The 16,453-nt window shown below is 54.1% G+C and carries 7 protein-coding genes; 6 read left to right on the forward strand and 1 reads right to left on the reverse strand.

Annotated features, from left to right (window positions below; all coding sequences use genetic code 11):
* Positions 1–5 precede the first annotated feature (5 nt).
* From aceF to ACSHSR_RS02330, 5 genes are all read left to right on the forward strand, one after another.
* On the forward strand, positions 6–1,985 hold the full coding sequence (gene aceF, locus ACSHSR_RS02310; RefSeq protein ID WP_208135280.1) for a dihydrolipoyllysine-residue acetyltransferase: 1,980 nt from the start codon (positions 6–8) through the stop codon (positions 1,983–1,985).
* A 157-nt stretch (positions 1,986–2,142) separates the two neighbouring features.
* The gene (gene lpdA / locus ACSHSR_RS02315; RefSeq protein WP_025009237.1) at positions 2,143–3,573 is read left to right on the forward strand and encodes a dihydrolipoyl dehydrogenase; all 1,431 of its coding nucleotides are present in this window, start codon (positions 2,143–2,145) and stop codon (positions 3,571–3,573) included.
* Positions 3,574–3,744: 171 nt separating this feature from the next.
* The gene (locus tag ACSHSR_RS02320) at positions 3,745–8,187 is read left to right on the forward strand and encodes an EAL domain-containing protein (protein ID WP_479631211.1); all 4,443 of its coding nucleotides are present in this window, start codon (positions 3,745–3,747) and stop codon (positions 8,185–8,187) included.
* An 88-nt stretch (positions 8,188–8,275) separates the two neighbouring features.
* Positions 8,276–10,492, forward strand: coding sequence for a patatin-like phospholipase family protein (locus ACSHSR_RS02325; protein WP_062793714.1), 2,217 nt, complete (start codon positions 8,276–8,278; stop codon positions 10,490–10,492).
* Positions 10,493–10,643: 151 nt separating this feature from the next.
* The gene (locus ACSHSR_RS02330; protein ID WP_101060241.1) at positions 10,644–12,698 is read left to right on the forward strand and encodes a M13 family metallopeptidase; all 2,055 of its coding nucleotides are present in this window, start codon (positions 10,644–10,646) and stop codon (positions 12,696–12,698) included.
* Positions 12,699–12,753: 55 nt separating this feature from the next.
* Here ACSHSR_RS02330 and hxpB read toward each other — a convergent pair whose 3' ends face one another.
* A complete protein-coding gene (gene hxpB, locus ACSHSR_RS02335) occupies positions 12,754–13,416 on the reverse strand; it encodes a hexitol phosphatase HxpB (RefSeq protein WP_107352325.1) in 663 nt (220 codons plus the stop codon).
* A gap of 392 nt (positions 13,417–13,808) precedes the next feature.
* On the opposite strand from hxpB, the gene acnB reads away from it, so the two are divergent.
* Positions 13,809–16,406 carry a bifunctional aconitate hydratase 2/2-methylisocitrate dehydratase gene (gene acnB / locus ACSHSR_RS02340; protein ID WP_479631212.1) on the forward strand — a complete coding sequence of 866 codons (2,598 nt, stop codon included), beginning with the start codon at positions 13,809–13,811 and terminating at the stop codon, positions 16,404–16,406.
* Positions 16,407–16,453: the final 47 nt, after the last annotated feature.

Here is a 16,453-nt window from a genome sequence, read left to right on the forward strand (position 1 = left end):
GCAGAATGGCTGATATGAAACAAGTACTGGTTCCCGATATTGGCGGGGACGAGGTACAGGTTATTGAGATCTGTGCCAATGTGGGTGACAGCCTGGCGGCTGAAGACTCCATTATTACCGTTGAAAGCGACAAGGCGACCATGGATATTCCTGCGCCATTCGCCGGTGTGCTCAAAGAGCTGAAAGTGGCCGTTGGCGACAGCGTGTCTGAAGGCACATTGATAGCCTTGATGGCTGCCGAAGGCGCAGAAGCTGCACCTGTTGCAGAAGCGCCCAAGGCTGAAGCTGCGCCTGCCCCGGCAGCGGCTCCCGCTCCAGCACAGGCGGCGCCGGCCGCACCTGCAGCCGGCGGCAGCCAGGTCATCGAAGTGACAGTGCCGGATATTGGCGATGCCGCAGATGTCGATGTTATTGAGGTGCTGGTGAGCGAAGGTGAGGCTATCGAAGCCGATGCCGGGTTGATCACGCTGGAAACCGATAAGGCGACCATGGATGTACCTTCGCCTCAGGCGGGTACAGTCAAGTCACTGAAAGTGAAGGTTGGCGATAAGGTTTCCCAGGGCTCTTTGGTATTGCTGCTGGAAGTTGGTGCCTCTGCCGAAGCACCGCAAGCACCACAAGCAACGGCTTCTGAAGCCGCACAGCCAGCGGCCGCTCAGGCAGCTGCGCCTGCCACAGTTGAAGTGAAAGAGATTGCCGTTCCCGATATCGGTGATGCTGCCGATGTGGACGTTATCGAAGTGCTGGTGGCGGTAGGTGATGAGATCAGTGCCGATCAAGGGCTGATCACGCTGGAAACCGACAAGGCAACCATGGAAGTGCCGGCGCCCTTCGGTGGCAAGCTGGTTTCTCTGACCGTCAAAGTGGGTGACAAGGTGTCTCAGGGCAGCGTGATTGCCACGGTTGAGACCCAAGGCGCCGCGGTGGCTTCTGTTGCTGCACCGGCAGAAGCTCCTGCTCAGGCAGAGGTAGCAGCTCCGGCTCCGGCGGCCGCGCCTGCAGCGCAGAGTCGTCCACCTGTGCCGCATCATCCGAGTGCGGGTGCCCAGCCTAACACAGGTGCGGTACACGCTTCTCCGGCGGTACGTCGCCTGGCCCGAGAGTTCGGTGTTGACCTGACTCAGGTGAAAGGTACAGGTCGCAAGGGCCGTATCCTCAAAGAGGATGTGCAGGCCTATGTGAAATATGAGCTGTCACGGCCCAAGGCTACGGCGGCGACCTCAGTCGGCGGCGGCAGTGGTCTGCAGGTTATCGATGCACCTAAGGTGGACTTCAGCAAGTTCGGTGAAGTGGAAGAAGTACCACTGACTCGGATCCAGAAGATCTCCGGCCCTAACCTGCACCGCAACTGGGTGACCATTCCCCATGTGACTCAGTTCGATGAGGCTGATATCACAGAGATGGAAGCTTTCCGTAAGCAGCAGAACGAACTGGCTGCCAAGCAGAAGCTGAATGTGAAGATCACTCCGCTGGTGTTCATGATGAAGGCGGTTGCCAAGACGCTGCAGCAGTTCCCGGTATTCAACTCCAGCCTGAGCCCGGACGGTGAATCGCTGATCCGCAAGAAGTACTTCCACATCGGGGTGGCGGTCGATACGCCAAACGGTTTGGTTGTGCCTGTGGTGCGTGATGTGGACAAGAAAGGCATTATCGAGCTCAGCCGCGAGCTGACCGAAATTTCGATCAAGGCCCGCGACGGCAAGCTCAAGGCAGCCGACATGCAAGGCAGCTGCTTCACTATCTCCAGCCTGGGTGGTATCGGCGGTACCGCGTTTACGCCTATCGTCAACTATCCGGATGTGGCGATTCTCGGGGTGTCCAAGTCTGAGATCAAGCCCAAGTGGAACGGCAAAGAGTTTGAGCCAAGGCTGATGTTGCCACTGTCACTGTCTTATGATCACCGGGTGATCGACGGGGCCCTGGCGGCGCGCTTCAGCGTCACTCTGTCAGGTATCTTGTCCGATATTCGTACAATGATCCTCTAACACAACAGGCTGCCCCTCGGGGCGGCCTTTTGTTTATTGTGATCAGTGTCAAACACGGGTTAAAATGCGCCCACCTTACGAGACAAGCACTTTCGAGCTGGCGCATCGCAGGTTGGGCTGGCAGTCCCCAACGGAATGAAAGAAATCAGAGGAAAAAATGAGTAACGAAATCAAAACTCAGGTAGTGGTATTAGGTGCTGGCCCTGCTGGCTATTCTGCGGCTTTTCGCGCGGCAGATTTAGGCCTGGAGACAGTGATTGTTGAGCGTTTCAGCACTCTGGGTGGCGTATGCCTGAATGTGGGTTGTATTCCCTCCAAAGCCCTGTTGCATGTAGCCAAAGTGATTGAAGAAGCCAAGGCGGTATCGGATCACGGTGTCGTGTTCGGCGAGCCAAAGATCGATCTCGACAAGCTGCGTGGCTTTAAAGAGAAAGTGATCGGCCAACTGACCAATGGTCTTGGCGGTATGTCCAAGATGCGTAAAGTGAAGGTGGTTAACGGTTTCGGTAAGTTCACTGGCCCCAACAGCCTCGAAGTGAAAGGTGCCGACGGTGAAACCACAGTGGTTAACTTTGACAACGCCATCATAGCTGCCGGCTCTCGCCCAATTCAGTTGCCTTTCATTCCTCATGAAGATCCACGTATCTGGGACTCTACCGATGCACTGGAACTGAAAGAGATCCCAGGCAAGATGCTGGTCATGGGCGGCGGTATCATAGGTCTGGAAATGGGTACTGTTTACTCGTCTCTGGGCAGTGAAATCGACGTGGTTGAAATGTTCGACCAGGTGATCCCAGCGGCCGATAAAGACGTGGTTAAGGTCTTTACCAAGCAGATCAAGAAGAAATTCAACCTGATGCTGGAAACCAAGGTGACAGCGGTTGAAGCCAAAGAAGACGGTATTTATGTGTCTATGGAAGGTAAGGCTGCGCCTGCCGAGCCAGTGCGTTACGACGCAGTGCTGGTGGCCATTGGCCGTACTCCCAATGGCAAGCTGATCGATGCCGACAAGGCTGGGGTCAAGATTGATGAGCGTGGCTTTATCAATGTCGACAAGCAGCTGCGTACCAATGTGGCCAACATCTTCGCCGTGGGCGATATCGTGGGTCAACCAATGCTGGCTCACAAAGGTGTGCATGAAGGCCACGTGGCTGCAGAAGTGATTGCCGGTATGAAGCACTTCTTCGATCCTAAAGTCATCCCATCTATCGCTTACACAGATCCTGAAGTGGCCTGGGTTGGTCTGACTGAGAAAGAAGCCAAAGAGCAGGGCATAGCTTACGAAACGGCGACCTTCCCATGGGCAGCCAGCGGCCGTGCTATCGCTTCCGATGCCAGCGAAGGTATGACCAAGCTGATTTTCGACAAAGAGACTCACAGAGTGATCGGTGGCGCCATTGTGGGTGTCAACGGCGGTGAGTTGCTGGGTGAAATCGGCCTGGCCATCGAAATGGGTTGTGATGCCGAAGATCTGGCGCTGACCATCCACGCTCACCCGACTCTGCACGAGTCTGTAGGGCTGGCAGCCGAGATCTACGAAGGTTCAATCACAGATCTGCCTAACCCAAAGGCAAAAAAGAAAAAGTAATCTGCTGATTGGGCGTTTGTCCCCAGGAAGTATTGAAATCGGGCTCAGTTGACTGGGCCCGATTTTTTTGTGCTTTGGCTCGGGTATGTAAATGAATTGTTGTTTGCAAGATGAAATTCAGCGGCCTAGCTGGTACATTCAAGATTGGTCACCAAGGTTATTCATCAGCCGATGATAAGAAAACTAATAACAGCAGGTCTTGGGTTATTGCTCTGCCTTTGTTTGGGGGCAGCACCGGCATATGCCGATGAGTTGGTTAAAAGAGTGTTCTCCTCCAGAGACGGCTTGATCAATACCAGTATTCTCGACATCAGTATGGATGAGCGGGGATTTATCTGGCTCTCCACCGAGCAGGGGTTGTATCGCCTCAGTAACGCCAATATCCGCCGTTTGGACCGTGACGGCCTGGAGTCGCGGATGGCCGATGAATATCTGCCCCTGGTCAAGTCTCTCGGGCAACAGCAGATGTTGGTGAGCACTCTGTCTCATGCCTACCTCTACCATATAGCCGATAACCGTTTCCGTCAGTTTGGCAGCGATGAGTTGTTCCCCGAGTATCAGGGTGGCGGCCTAATGAAGAGTTTGAAATCGGCGGCCGGTGACTGGCTGTTGTTAACCGAAAAAGGCCAGGTTTGGCGCTTGAATCAGGACCTGCAACAGCTGCAGAAACTGTTTGACCTACCCTACGACAGTGACCTGCTATGGAGTCAAATTCTGCAGCTTGAGAACGGTGATTTGCTGCTAGGTAACGCCTATGGTGTGGAGCTGAGATCGCAAAATGGCAGCGTCAAACAGCGCTTGTCATGGCAGGGCAGTTATGGCCGCCTCAACGCCCTGTTCCTCGACAGTAACAACCAGATTTGGATGGCGGCCAGTAAAGGCTTCTATCGGGTTAACCTTGAAAGCAACCGCATAGAGGCCGTGGCCGAAATTCCCTTTTTCACCAGTGTGATCACCGAAGATCTCAAGGGTAACCTGTGGATTGCCAGCAAGCAGGGGTTGCTGAAATGGTCTCCGCGCACCCGCAAATTAAAACAGTTCAAAGAGCAGTTAAAGCTCAGGGCCGGTATCGAATACATCAACGCCCTGCAGGTGGACAGCAATGGTTTGATCTGGGTCGGTGGTACAGGACACTCGTTGGCTGTGGTGGCCGACTCCCCCGAGTTTTTACTGGATAGTTTCAGCGCCTCTGAACCCTATAAGCTCAGTGATGAAATGGTGTGGACCATATTGGCCGACGACGAGATGTTGTGGCTGGGAACCGACTCGGGCGTGATTGCCGTTAACCGCAAGACTCAGCAGACAAAAACGGCGGTTCCCAGAGGGATGGAGGTCAATGACAGCATCTACAAGATAGATAATCTGGATTCAGAACACCTGCTGCTTTCTTCCACCAATGGTTTGTTTGTGATGAATAAGCAGACTCTCGAAGGGCAACCCTTGGGAGAGTGGAGCGGCAGCGGGCAGTCCCTGAGTCATAAGACAGTGCTCAATACCCTGCATGAGGGCAATCTCTGGTGGTTTGCAACCAGCAATGGTCTCTATGAGTGGGACAAGGAGCAGGGCAGCATCAATAAGAGGAATTTGCCCGGCGCCGAATACAGCGGCAGTAATCCGATTATTTATAGCGTTTACCGCGACAGCAGCGAACGTTTGTGGGTCGGTGGCAACAAGTCGTTCGGTTATCTGGAGCAGGGCGGCGGTTTTCGCTCGTTGGCGACAGTATTTGATGACTTGCCGCATATGCCCACGGTGAGCCAACTGCTGGAATTGAGCCCAGACCGCTTCTGGCTGGCTACCCGTCAGGGAGGCCTGATAGAGCTGGACTTGCAGACCATGAAGATCCGCCGTTTGACGCAAGAGTGGCAACTGGACTGCAATACCGTATTTTTCCTGCAGGATACCGGCGACTACCGTATGGTTGGTTGTACCTATGTGCTGATCCGTCAGGACAAACACAGTGGTGAAATCAAGGTATTCAACGACGACGATGGCTTGCTGGGCAAGGAGCTCAACGAAGGGGCCTATTTCTATGAACCACAGCATGGGCTCTATGTGGGCACTCCGGATGGAGTGATGTTGCTGGATGTCGATTCTTTGGTAAACCGTATTCCAAGGCACGGCGCCATTCTCGAATCCATTGCCGCCTACTATGACAACAAGACAGAGCTGAGTTTGGTGCCTACGCCGGGACAGCTCATTGCCCCGGGTGCCAGAATGCTCAGCTTTCAGTTGACCAGTATGGATTATCTGGACGATGCGCCTATCAGCCTCAAGTACCGTTTACGACGTCCTGGCGAGGATGAGCTGAACTATTTACTGCTGGAAAATCAGTCACAGATCAACCTTTCAGGGTTGATCCCCGGTGCCTACCAGCTGGAGGTGCTTAGCCAAAATAACGGTATCTGGCAGTCGGAACCCTTCCGTTTCCCTTTCACTGTTGACCTGTTCTGGTGGCAGAGTCGTTGGTTCAAAGGTCTGTTGGTGGTGGCATTATTGGCTATGGTGTTCACCATAGTCTTGCTGCGTCAGCGCCAGGTGCGGCGTTTTATGACCATGAACCTGGCGCTGCGCCAGAGCGATGACAGGCTGAGGCAGTCGCTCAGGGGCAGTGAATCGGATCTCTGGGAGTGGCGTCGCGATACAGGCCTGTTTCATCTGGATAATCGCGGTGGCGTGCTGGGCAGTGACGAAGACTTTATTCTTATCGCCATAGACAAGCTGCCGGTGCATCCGGACGACCAGGCCACTGCGCTGGATGAATGGAACAAGATGGTCGAAGGAGAGAGCGACAGGTTCGAGTCTGAATACCGCTATCGCCGCCGTGATGGCAGTTGGGGCTGGCTCAGGGTGCGCGGCAGGCCTGTCAGTCATGATCCGGTTTCCGGCAAGGTCAGCAAGGCTGCCGGGATTTACTCCGACATTACCATCAAGCGCCAGTTGGAAGACGAAGTCGAGTTGCTGGCTCAGGCGTTTGAAAACACCTCTGAAGGGGTGTTTATTCTGGATGCCGATGAGGTCATCAAGGTAGCCAACAGAGCGGCTGAGTCGATAGTGGGTCAGGATAGACATAGCCTGCAAGGACGACACTTTGGCGAGTTGGTGGTTAGCGAAAACTTCCACAAAGACAAAGTCGCCACTCTGCTGCAAGGGGTGGAATCCTGGACCGGCGAGCTGGAAATTGTCGGCGTGGCCGGGTCGCGTTGTCCCGTGTGGCTCAATATCTCCTCTATGCAGGATCTCAAGGAACGGGTGCAGCACTATGTGGTGGTGTTCTCCGACATCACAGAGCGGAAACGCACCGAAGCCGATCTGCGCCGTCTGGCCAACTATGATGTGCTGACCGGCTTGCCGAATCGCTCGCTGTTTGCCAACCGCTTGCAGCAGGCGATAGACAGAGCCGATGACAAACAGCAGAAACTGGCCTTGCTGTTTCTGGATCTGGACAGGTTCAAGCATGTCAACGACTCTTACGGCCACAGTATGGGGGATGCCCTGTTGGTGGAGGCCGCCAATAGGCTGCAGTCTGTGATGGATCAGGAGCAGGTGCTGTGTCGTTTCGGAGGTGATGAGTTTGTGATCCTGGTGAATGAAGCCGAGATAGATAAGCTCAACCGTCTATGTGAGCGCCTGTTGGCGCAAATAGCTCAGCCGTTCGAACTCTATGGACGGGAGTTTTTTATTTCCACCAGTATAGGGATCAGCATCTGGCCCGACGATGCCAGGCAGCCGGAGGCGCTGATCAAGAACGCCGATCAGGCCATGTATCATGCCAAGGAAGAGGGGCGCGGCAACTTCCAATACTACTCGAGTGAGCGTAATGCCGAGGCGCTGTACCACTTGAAATTGGAGGCCATGTTGCGCCACGCCATAGAGCAGGGCGAGTTTGAGCTCTATTATCAGGGCCAGTTTGACGTCAAGGAGCAGCAAAAGTTTATCGGCATGGAGGCCTTGCTGCGCTGGCATCATCCGAGCGAAGGTTTTGTGCGGCCGGATATTTTCATCAAGGTGGCCGAGTCCTGTGGTTTGATTGTGGCCATCGACCGTTGGGTGCTGCGTCAGGCCTGTGAGGATGGTGCCCGCTGGAGTCAGAGTGCGGCCGAGCCATTCAAGTTGTCGGTGAATGTCAGCGCCGTGCATTTCCGTCACCCGGAATTTATCAGTGGCGTACTCAATATCCTCGAAGAAACCGGGATGCCGGCCGAATATCTGGCGCTGGAGATCACCGAAGGGGTGTTGATGAAAGAGCTGCACATTGCCCGTCAGCATTTGAAACAGCTGAGAGCCCACGGCATAGAAGTCGCTATCGATGACTTTGGTACCGGCTACTCATCTTTAGCTTATCTGCGCCACTTTGAAGTCAACACTCTGAAGATAGATCGCTCCTTCCTCAAGGATATTGCCGGCAACAGTGCCGATCAGGCGATTGTCAGCAGTATTGTCGAGTTGGCCCGTAACCTCAGGCTCAAGGTCGTGGCCGAAGGGGTGGAAACCCGGGAGCAGTTACAACAGGTCACTCACAGAGGCTGCCACATCATTCAGGGCTATTACTTTGCCAAACCTGTGCCGGCCGCCGAACTGGCATCCTGGTTTTACGAGACGCACCACCAATAATCGCTGCTTATACTCACTTGGAACTTTCTCTTTACTGTAAATTCTTTGTTAGAATATGCCGACTCTAATTCTGGAACTCTTGCTAGGTATGAAGACCTCTCTGCGCTTACTGGTTTTGATAGGCACTCTGTTGAGTGTGGCTGCCGTGGCGGCCGAACGTCCCAAAGTGGGCCTGGTTCTCAGTGGCGGTGGTGCCAAGGGCGCGGCGCATGTCGGGGTTCTCAAAATGCTCGAGGCCAACAATATCCCGGTCGACTATGTCGCCGGTACCAGCATAGGCGCCTATGTCGGCGGCCTTTATGCGCTGGGTTACAGTGCCACTGAAATTGAAACCATCATGATGAATGAAGACTGGTCCAAGGGGTATTCGGATACCATTCCACGCCAGGCCATGAGCTATCGTGATAAGCAGCAAAGAGATCAATACAATATTCCGCTTAACCTGGGGATCCGCGGCGGTGAAGTACAGTCGCCGAGTGGCGTGCTCCTCGGGCAAACCATGTCGCAGCTGTATCGCAACACCACAGATCTGGTGCGGGAGTTCAACAGTTTCAACGAATTGTCCATTCCCTACCGAGCAGTGGCCACCGACTTGGAAACCAGTCTGCCTGTGGTGATCAGCAGTGGCAGCTTGGTGGAAGCGATGCAGGCTTCGGCCACGGTGCCGGGAGCGCTGCAACCGGCTGAAATCGATGGCAAGTTGCTGGTGGATGGTGGCATTGCCAACAATATGCCCGTGGATGTGGTCAAGGCCATGGGCGCGGATGTCATTATTGCCGTCGATATTGGATCGCCATTGGTGAAAAAGGATCAGCTCAACGGCACCATAGCCGTGTTGAACCAGTTGTCCACCATGCTGACCAATGCCAGTACAGAGCGGCAAAAGGCCTTATTGACCAAAGACGATATCCTGATCCGTCCGGCCATAGATAAGCTCAGCACCACAGACTTTGCCGATATGCCCAAGGCGCTGGAAGCCGGGGTGACGGCCGCGGTGCAGCATACGGCCAGGTTGAGCCAACTGGCGGTGCCTCCCGAGGAATACCGTGCTTATGTGCAGCAAAAGCGCGACGCCAGTCGTGACTGGCTCGATAATCTGGAGAGGCCCGTTACCCGCATAGTCCTTAACAATCAGTCCAAAGTCAGTGATTCGCTGCTGGATGACATACTGGATATCGAGGTGGGTGACAGAGTCACCAAGCAGCAGTTGAACGAAAGCATTGCCCGGCTTTACTCGCTGAACAAGTTCGAGCGGGTCAGCGCCGAGTTTCAGGACACAGATGAAGGCCGGGTGTTAACCGTGACCACCAAGGCCAAGTCCTGGGGCCCCAACTACTTCCAGTTTGGTTTTAACTGGGAAGACGATTTTTCGTTGGACTCGGCAGTGACTCTGGATGCTGCTTTGACCATGACAGACCTGACCGAAAATGGCGGTGAGTGGCGCAATGAAGTGAAAATGGGCTTCGAGAAGTTGCTCGGCACCGAGTTTTATCAACCTCTGGACCGGGATCAGCAGTTTTATGCCCGCGCCCGTTACCAGTACGAGATCAAGAGCTGGGATCTGTTTGATGCCAACAAACTCTACTTCGAGTTGGATCGCAAGAGCCACAGAATCGACCTGGGTTTGGGGTACAACTATGTCAAACAGGGCCGGATTGAGCTGGGGCTGACAGGTGAGTCGGGGGTGGTGTCCAACGAGGCCTTCTTTGAAGATCTCAAGTTCAACACTTACGGCGCCTATTTCAAGTTTGGCTACGACACTCTGGACAGCATCAGCTTCCCCACCTCGGGCAATCGCTTCACCCTGAATATCTACCTGCGCAATGAGGAGTATGAGGAGGGCGACTTCAAGACAGATCCCGAGCACTCGCTGCAGATTGAAGCAGACTGGAAAGGGGTGGTCAGTGTCGGCAATCATTCCTTCGTCGGTAAGGCCTCTTATTCAACCGTGGATAAAGATGGCAACTTTACTCTCTATGTCTCCGACCTCGGCGGTTTCCTTAATCTTTCCGGCTACCACAAGAACTCTATTGCCGGCGCCCAGAAGGTGTTTGGTGCCTTTATCTATCAGTATGATCTCGGCCGTGATGCGCTGGGGATGAAGGACTTCCCTCTATACCTGGGGGCCAGTCTGGAAGCGGGTAATGTCTGGGGGCTGGATGAACATGTGATGTTTAACGATCTCATCTATTCCAGCAGCCTGTTCCTGGGCACAGATACCCAACTGGGGCCGGCGGCACTGGGCTTTGGTTTCAGCGATAATGGCGAAAATGCTGTCTACCTGTTTATCGGCAAAAACTTCTAATGCGGGCCTGGCCCGTCTGTGACCCGCTCTGTAGTGTTCATAGATATTTACAAAAATCCACTACAGACTGGTCACAGGGAGTGCTAAGGTTTGAAACTGGTATCTTTGTAACAATATAACTATCTGAACAATCACAAATTCGGGGAAGAAAATGAGCAAAATAAGCACCCTGGCATTGGGCATCGCCCTCAGCCTTGGTCTGGCTTCCTGTGCCAGCCAGCAAGCGCCGCAGTCGCAAGTAGAAGTGAAAAAGGCCTCCGGTATTGAGCTGGAAAACTTTGACCATCAGGTTCGCCATCAGGACGATTTCTACTACAGCGTCAACGGTAAGTGGTTGGCCACTACGCCTATCCCGGCCGACAAATCCAACTATGGTGCTTTCTCTGTTCTTTATGAAGAAAGCCAGGCAGCCCTGAAACAGATTATCGAAGAAGCCGCCGCCAAGCCCAATAAGGCCGAAGGTTCAGTGGAGCAGAAGATAGGCGATTTCTATGCCGCCTATATGGATAGCACTCTGACTGACCAACTGGGGATTGCGCCGCTCAAGGGGCAACTGGCAGATATCGCCAAAACCGCCAGCCACGCCGATATTGCCGCGCTGATGGGCAAACTGCTGACCGATGGCTCCGGCATTCCCTTTGGTTTTTACGTTAACAACGATGCCAAGAATTCCAGCCAGTACGGGGTTTACCTGTACCAGAGTGGCCTGACACTGCCGGATCGTGATTACTACCTCAAGGACGATCCCAAGTTTGTCGCCAACCGCGAAGCGATGCGTGAATATGTCCGCAATCTGATGAGCGCCGCCGGTTACCCTCACGCAGATGCCGCCGCAGCCAATGTCGCCAACATTGAACTCTTTATTGCCCAGAGCCAGTGGAGCCGGGTCGAGTCTCGCGACGCCAACAAGGCCTACAACAAGATGAGCCTGAAAGAGCTGCAGCAGTTGATGGGCGGCTTTGACTTTGACGGTTTCGCCAAAGCTGCCGGTCTCACCGGCAAGACCCAGGACGTGATAGTGCGTCAACCTTCCTACTTTGAGAAGCTGGGCGCCGAGTTCGGCAAGTTCCCTGTTTCAGCCTGGCAAGACTACCTGGCATTCCATCTGGTGGACTCCTATGCCGGCTTGCTGAGCCAGCAGTTTGTCGATCTGCACTTTGATTTCCACAGCAAAACCTTGATGGGTATTCAGGAGCAAAAACCACGCTGGAAGCGGGCCGTCGATGGCGCCGATCAAGTGATTGGTGAGCTGGTGGGTAAAGAATACGTTGCCCGTCACTTCCAGCCGGAAGCCAAGGCGCGGATGGAGTCGATGATCAAGAACTTGATCAAGGGCTTTGAAGTCAGCATCGATGAGTTGGAGTGGATGACACCTGAGACCAAGAAAGCGGCTCAGGAAAAACTGTCCAAGTTTACTTACAAGATAGGTTATCCGGACAAGTGGAAAGACTACAGCAATCTGGAGATCAAGGCTGACGATCTGGTGGGTAACTACCAGCGTTATGCCCGTTTCGAATACCAGGACATGCTGGCTAAGCTGGGCAAGCCAATCGATCGCAGCGAGTGGCACATGACACCGCAGACGGTGAACGCCTACTACAACCCTGTGATGAACGAAATCGTGTTCCCGGCCGCCATTCTGCAGCCGCCTTTCTTCAACATGGAAGCCGATGACGCGGTGAACTATGGTGGCATAGGCGCGGTGATTGGCCACGAGATCAGCCATGGTTTTGATGATCAGGGCGCCAAGTATGACGGCGACGGTAACCTGCGCAACTGGTGGACAGACAAAGACCGCGAAGAGTTCCAGAAGCGCGGCGCGCAGCTGTCTGCCCAGTACAGCCAGTTTGAAGCTCTGCCCGGCAAGTTCGTCAACGGTGACCTGACTCTGGGCGAGAACATAGGCGATCTGGGTGGCTTGACCGTTGCCCTGCGCTCTTATCACCTGAGCCTCAACGGTAAAGAAGCACCGGTAATGGACGGCCTGACCGGCGATCAGCGTTTCTTCGTCGGTTGGTCACAGGTGTGGCGCCGCAACTACCGTGACGAGGAGCTGGGACGTCGTCTGCTGACTGACCCGCATTCACCCAGCCACTACCGCGCCATGGGCACTCCCCGCAACGTGGAAGGTTTCTACAAAGCCTTCGACCTCAAGCCGACTGACAAGATGTATCTGTCGGAAGAGGACAGAGTGAAGATCTGGTAAGGCGGATTACCAGAAAACAGAGCCAGGCAGATGCCTGGCTCTGTTGTATTCGGACTTACAGGGTATCAAGCAGTGCCGGCAGGGCTTCCAGGCTATCACGCTGATGATGCGCCGCAGCCCAGCGGGGATCCTGGCGCTGCTCGGCTGCCGGGACTATCAAGGTCTGCATATTGGCGGCGCGAGCGGCTATCAGGCCATTGAAAGAGTCTTCCACCGCCAGGCAGCGGCTTGGTGGCAGTGCCAGTTTGGCGGCGCAGAAGAGATAAACCTCAGGGTGGGGTTTACCGAGTGGAAAATCCTGAGCCGATTGTATCGCATCGAAGGCTTCTGTGATGGCGAGTTTGCCAAGCACGGCATCGATAATATCCCAGGAGGAAGAGGTGGCCAGGCCCACTTTCAGGCCTCGGCTGCGGCAGGCGCTGAGGGCATCGACAACACCAGGCATGGGTTTGCCATCGCGGCGGATATAGGCGATTACCGCCGCTATGATTTGATCGGCGATATATTGAGGTTCTACTTTGACCTTGGGAAAGCGCTGTAACCAGAAGTCCACCACCTGATCGATTCGCAGGCCAGTGGTTTGCTGTATGGCTTCACGGCTGACAGTCATCCCCAGCTGCTGCAAAACCTGATACTCGGCTTGCTGCCAGACGGGCTCTGAGTCGATCAATATCCCATCCATATCAAAAATAACGGCCTGTATTGCGGGTGCTTGCATGGAAAAGTCTCAAAAACGGCGCGGATTTGGACGCAGGATAACGAAAAGCGGCCCCGGGATGCAAAATTATCCCGGCAGGGGAGATTAGGAGATGCTTGGCTGAAGGCGTTTGAATTTAATTCGATTACTACAATCTAATTATTTGTATTTAAATGAAAAAATCATTTTTTCAAACTATTGTCTAATTTCCTTTGTTTAATGAGGGGCTTAGTGTGTCGCCGACCTTGGGATTTTGCCACGATTTCTCAGTTGCCTTAGTGTGATCTCATTCATACTTTTGCAAAGCTGTAGTATACTGCAGGCCGGAATTTACGGGTCGATCCTGTGGGGCTGTCAGCTTCATTCATGAAGACGTGCAGTCGTAAGAGCGCCTAACAAAGAGGAATGTTGCCGTGCTAGAAGCATATCGTAAACACGTCGAAGAGCGTGCTGCTGAGGGCGTAGTCCCTAAGCCATTGGATGCACATCAAGTGGCTGAGCTTGTTGAATTAGTGAAAAACCCACCTGCAGGCGAAGAAGAATTTATTCTTAACCTGCTCGAAAATCGTATTCCCCCAGGTGTTGACGAAGCCGCCTATGTTAAGGCCGGTTTCCTGGATGCCGTTGCCAAGGGTGAGGTGAAATCCCCAATCCTGAGCGCCGAGCGTGCGCTGGAACTCTTGGGTACCATGCAGGGCGGTTACAACATCGAACCCCTGATCCGCCAATTGGACAACGAGCAGATGGCCCCGCTGGCGGTCAAGGCTCTGTCTCATACCCTGCTGATGTTCGATGCCTTCCACGATGTGGTTGAGAAGATGAAGGCGGGTAACGCCTATGCCAAGCAAGTGGTTGAGTCCTGGGCCAATGCCGAGTGGTTCCTCAGCCGCCCCAAGCTGGCCGATAAAATCTCTCTGACCGTATTCAAGGTCACAGGCGAGACCAACACCGACGACCTGTCTCCGGCTCCTGATGCCTGGTCACGTCCCGATATCCCACTGCACGCCTTGGCGATGCTGAAAAACGCCCGCGACGGTATTGAGCCGGATCAGCCAGGCGTAGTAGGCCCAATCAAGAAGATTGAAGAACTCAAGACCAAGGGCTTCCCACTGGTTTATGTGGGCGACGTGGTCGGTACAGGCTCTTCCCGTAAGTCGGCGACCAACTCTGTGCTGTGGTTCATGGGCGATGATATTCCATTCGTGCCCAACAAGCGTGCCGGTGGTTTCTGCCTCGGTGGCAAGATAGCCCCTATCTTCTTCAACACCATGGAAGATGCCGGTGCTTTGCCGATTGAGTTGGATGTGGGCAATATGGAGATGGGCGATGTTATCGACATCTACCCTTATGCCGGTAAAGTGACCCGTCACGATAGCGACGAAGTTATTTCTGAATTCAAACTCAAGACTGATGTGCTGCTGGACGAAGTGCGTGCCGGTGGCCGTATTCCGTTGATCATCGGCCGCGGTCTGACCGACAAGGCCCGTGAAGCTCTGGGTCTGGAAGCCTCCGATGTCTTCGTGCGTCCAGGTGACGTTGCCGATACCGGCAAGGGTTACACCCTGGCGCAGAAGATGGTAGGTAAGGCCTGTGGCGTAGAAGGTATCCGCCCTGGTCAATACTGTGAGCCCAAGATGACTTCTGTCGGTTCTCAGGACACTACCGGCCCTATGACACGTGACGAGTTGAAAGACTTGGCCTGTCTCGGTTTCAGCGCCGATTTGACCATGCAGTCTTTCTGTCACACTGCCGCTTATCCCAAGCCTGTTGACGTAAATACTCACCACACTCTGCCTGACTTCATCATGAACCGCGGCGGTGTTTCCCTGCGTCCAGGTGACGGTGTTATTCACTCTTGGCTGAACCGCATGCTGCTGCCTGATACCGTAGGTACAGGTGGTGACTCGCACACCCGTTTCCCAATCGGTATCTCTTTCCCAGCCGGTTCCGGCCTGGTGGCTTTTGCCGCCGCTACCGGTGTTATGCCACTGGATATGCCTGAGTCTGTGCTGGTGCGCTTCAAGGGTAAGATGCAGCCTGGTATCACTCTGCGTGATCTGGTGCATGCGATTCCGCATAAGGCCATCGAAATGGGTCTGCTGACCGTTGAGAAGAAGGGCAAGAAGAATATCTTCTCCGGCCGTATTCTCGAAATCGAAGGTCTGGAGCACCTCAAGGTTGAGCAGGCATTCGAACTGTCTGATGCGTCTGCCGAGCGTTCTGCCGCCGGTTGTACCATCAAGCTGGATAAAGATCCTATCATCGAGTATCTGAACTCCAACATAGTCATGCTCAAGTGGATGATTGCCGAAGGCTACGGCGACCGTCGTACCATAGAACGTCGTATCAAGGGCATGGAAGAGTGGTTGGCGAACCCTGAACTGATGGAAGCCGACAAGGATGCCGAGTATTCAGCGGTTATTGAGATCGATCTGAATGAGATCAAAGAGCCTATTCTGTGTGCTCCGAACGATCCCGATGACGCCGTGTTGCTGTCTCAGGTAGCCAACACCCAGATTGATGAAGTGTTTGTCGGTTCCTGTATGACCAACATAGGTCACTTCCGCGCCACGGGTAAGATGCTGGACAAGTTCGCCAAGACGCTGCCTACTCGTCTGTGGATTGCTCCACCAACCAAAATGGATAAGGATCAGCTGACCGAAGAAGGTTACTACGGTATCTTCGGCCGCGTCGGTGCCCGTATCGAGATCCCAGGTTGTTCTCTGTGTATGGGTAACCAGGCACGGGTTGCCGAAGGCGCGACTGTCGTTTCGACTTCTACCCGTAACTTCCCGAACCGTCTGGGTACAGGTGCCAATGTGTACCTGGCCTCTGCCGAGCTGGCTGCCGTTGCAGCGCTGCTGGGACGTTTGCCAAGCCCTGAAGAGTATCAGGAATATGCCAAGGAGCTGGACGCAACAGCGGCCGATACCTACAGATACCTGAACTTCGACCAACTGGAGTCTTACACCAAGAAGGCCGGTGAAGTGATCTTCCTGTCAGCGGTTTAAGTTATCGCAATAACAAAAGCCAGCTCATAGAGCTGGCTTTTTTGTGT

Source organism: Shewanella sp. VK101 (assembly GCF_056497865.1).

Excerpts from the sequence above, each read along its gene's own strand:
- ACSHSR_RS02325 (WP_062793714.1), top strand. The coding sequence starts at position 8,276 with ATGAAGACCTCTCTGCGCTTACTGGTTTTGATAGGCACTCTGTTGAGT.
- hxpB (WP_107352325.1), bottom strand. The coding sequence starts at position 13,416 with ATGCAAGCACCCGCAATACAGGCCGTTATTTTTGATATGGATGGGATA.
- aceF (WP_208135280.1), top strand. The coding sequence starts at position 6 with ATGGCTGATATGAAACAAGTACTGGTTCCCGATATTGGCGGGGACGAG.
- lpdA (WP_025009237.1), top strand. The coding sequence starts at position 2,143 with ATGAGTAACGAAATCAAAACTCAGGTAGTGGTATTAGGTGCTGGCCCT.
- ACSHSR_RS02330 (WP_101060241.1), top strand. The coding sequence starts at position 10,644 with ATGAGCAAAATAAGCACCCTGGCATTGGGCATCGCCCTCAGCCTTGGT.
- ACSHSR_RS02320 (WP_479631211.1), top strand. The coding sequence starts at position 3,745 with ATGATAAGAAAACTAATAACAGCAGGTCTTGGGTTATTGCTCTGCCTT.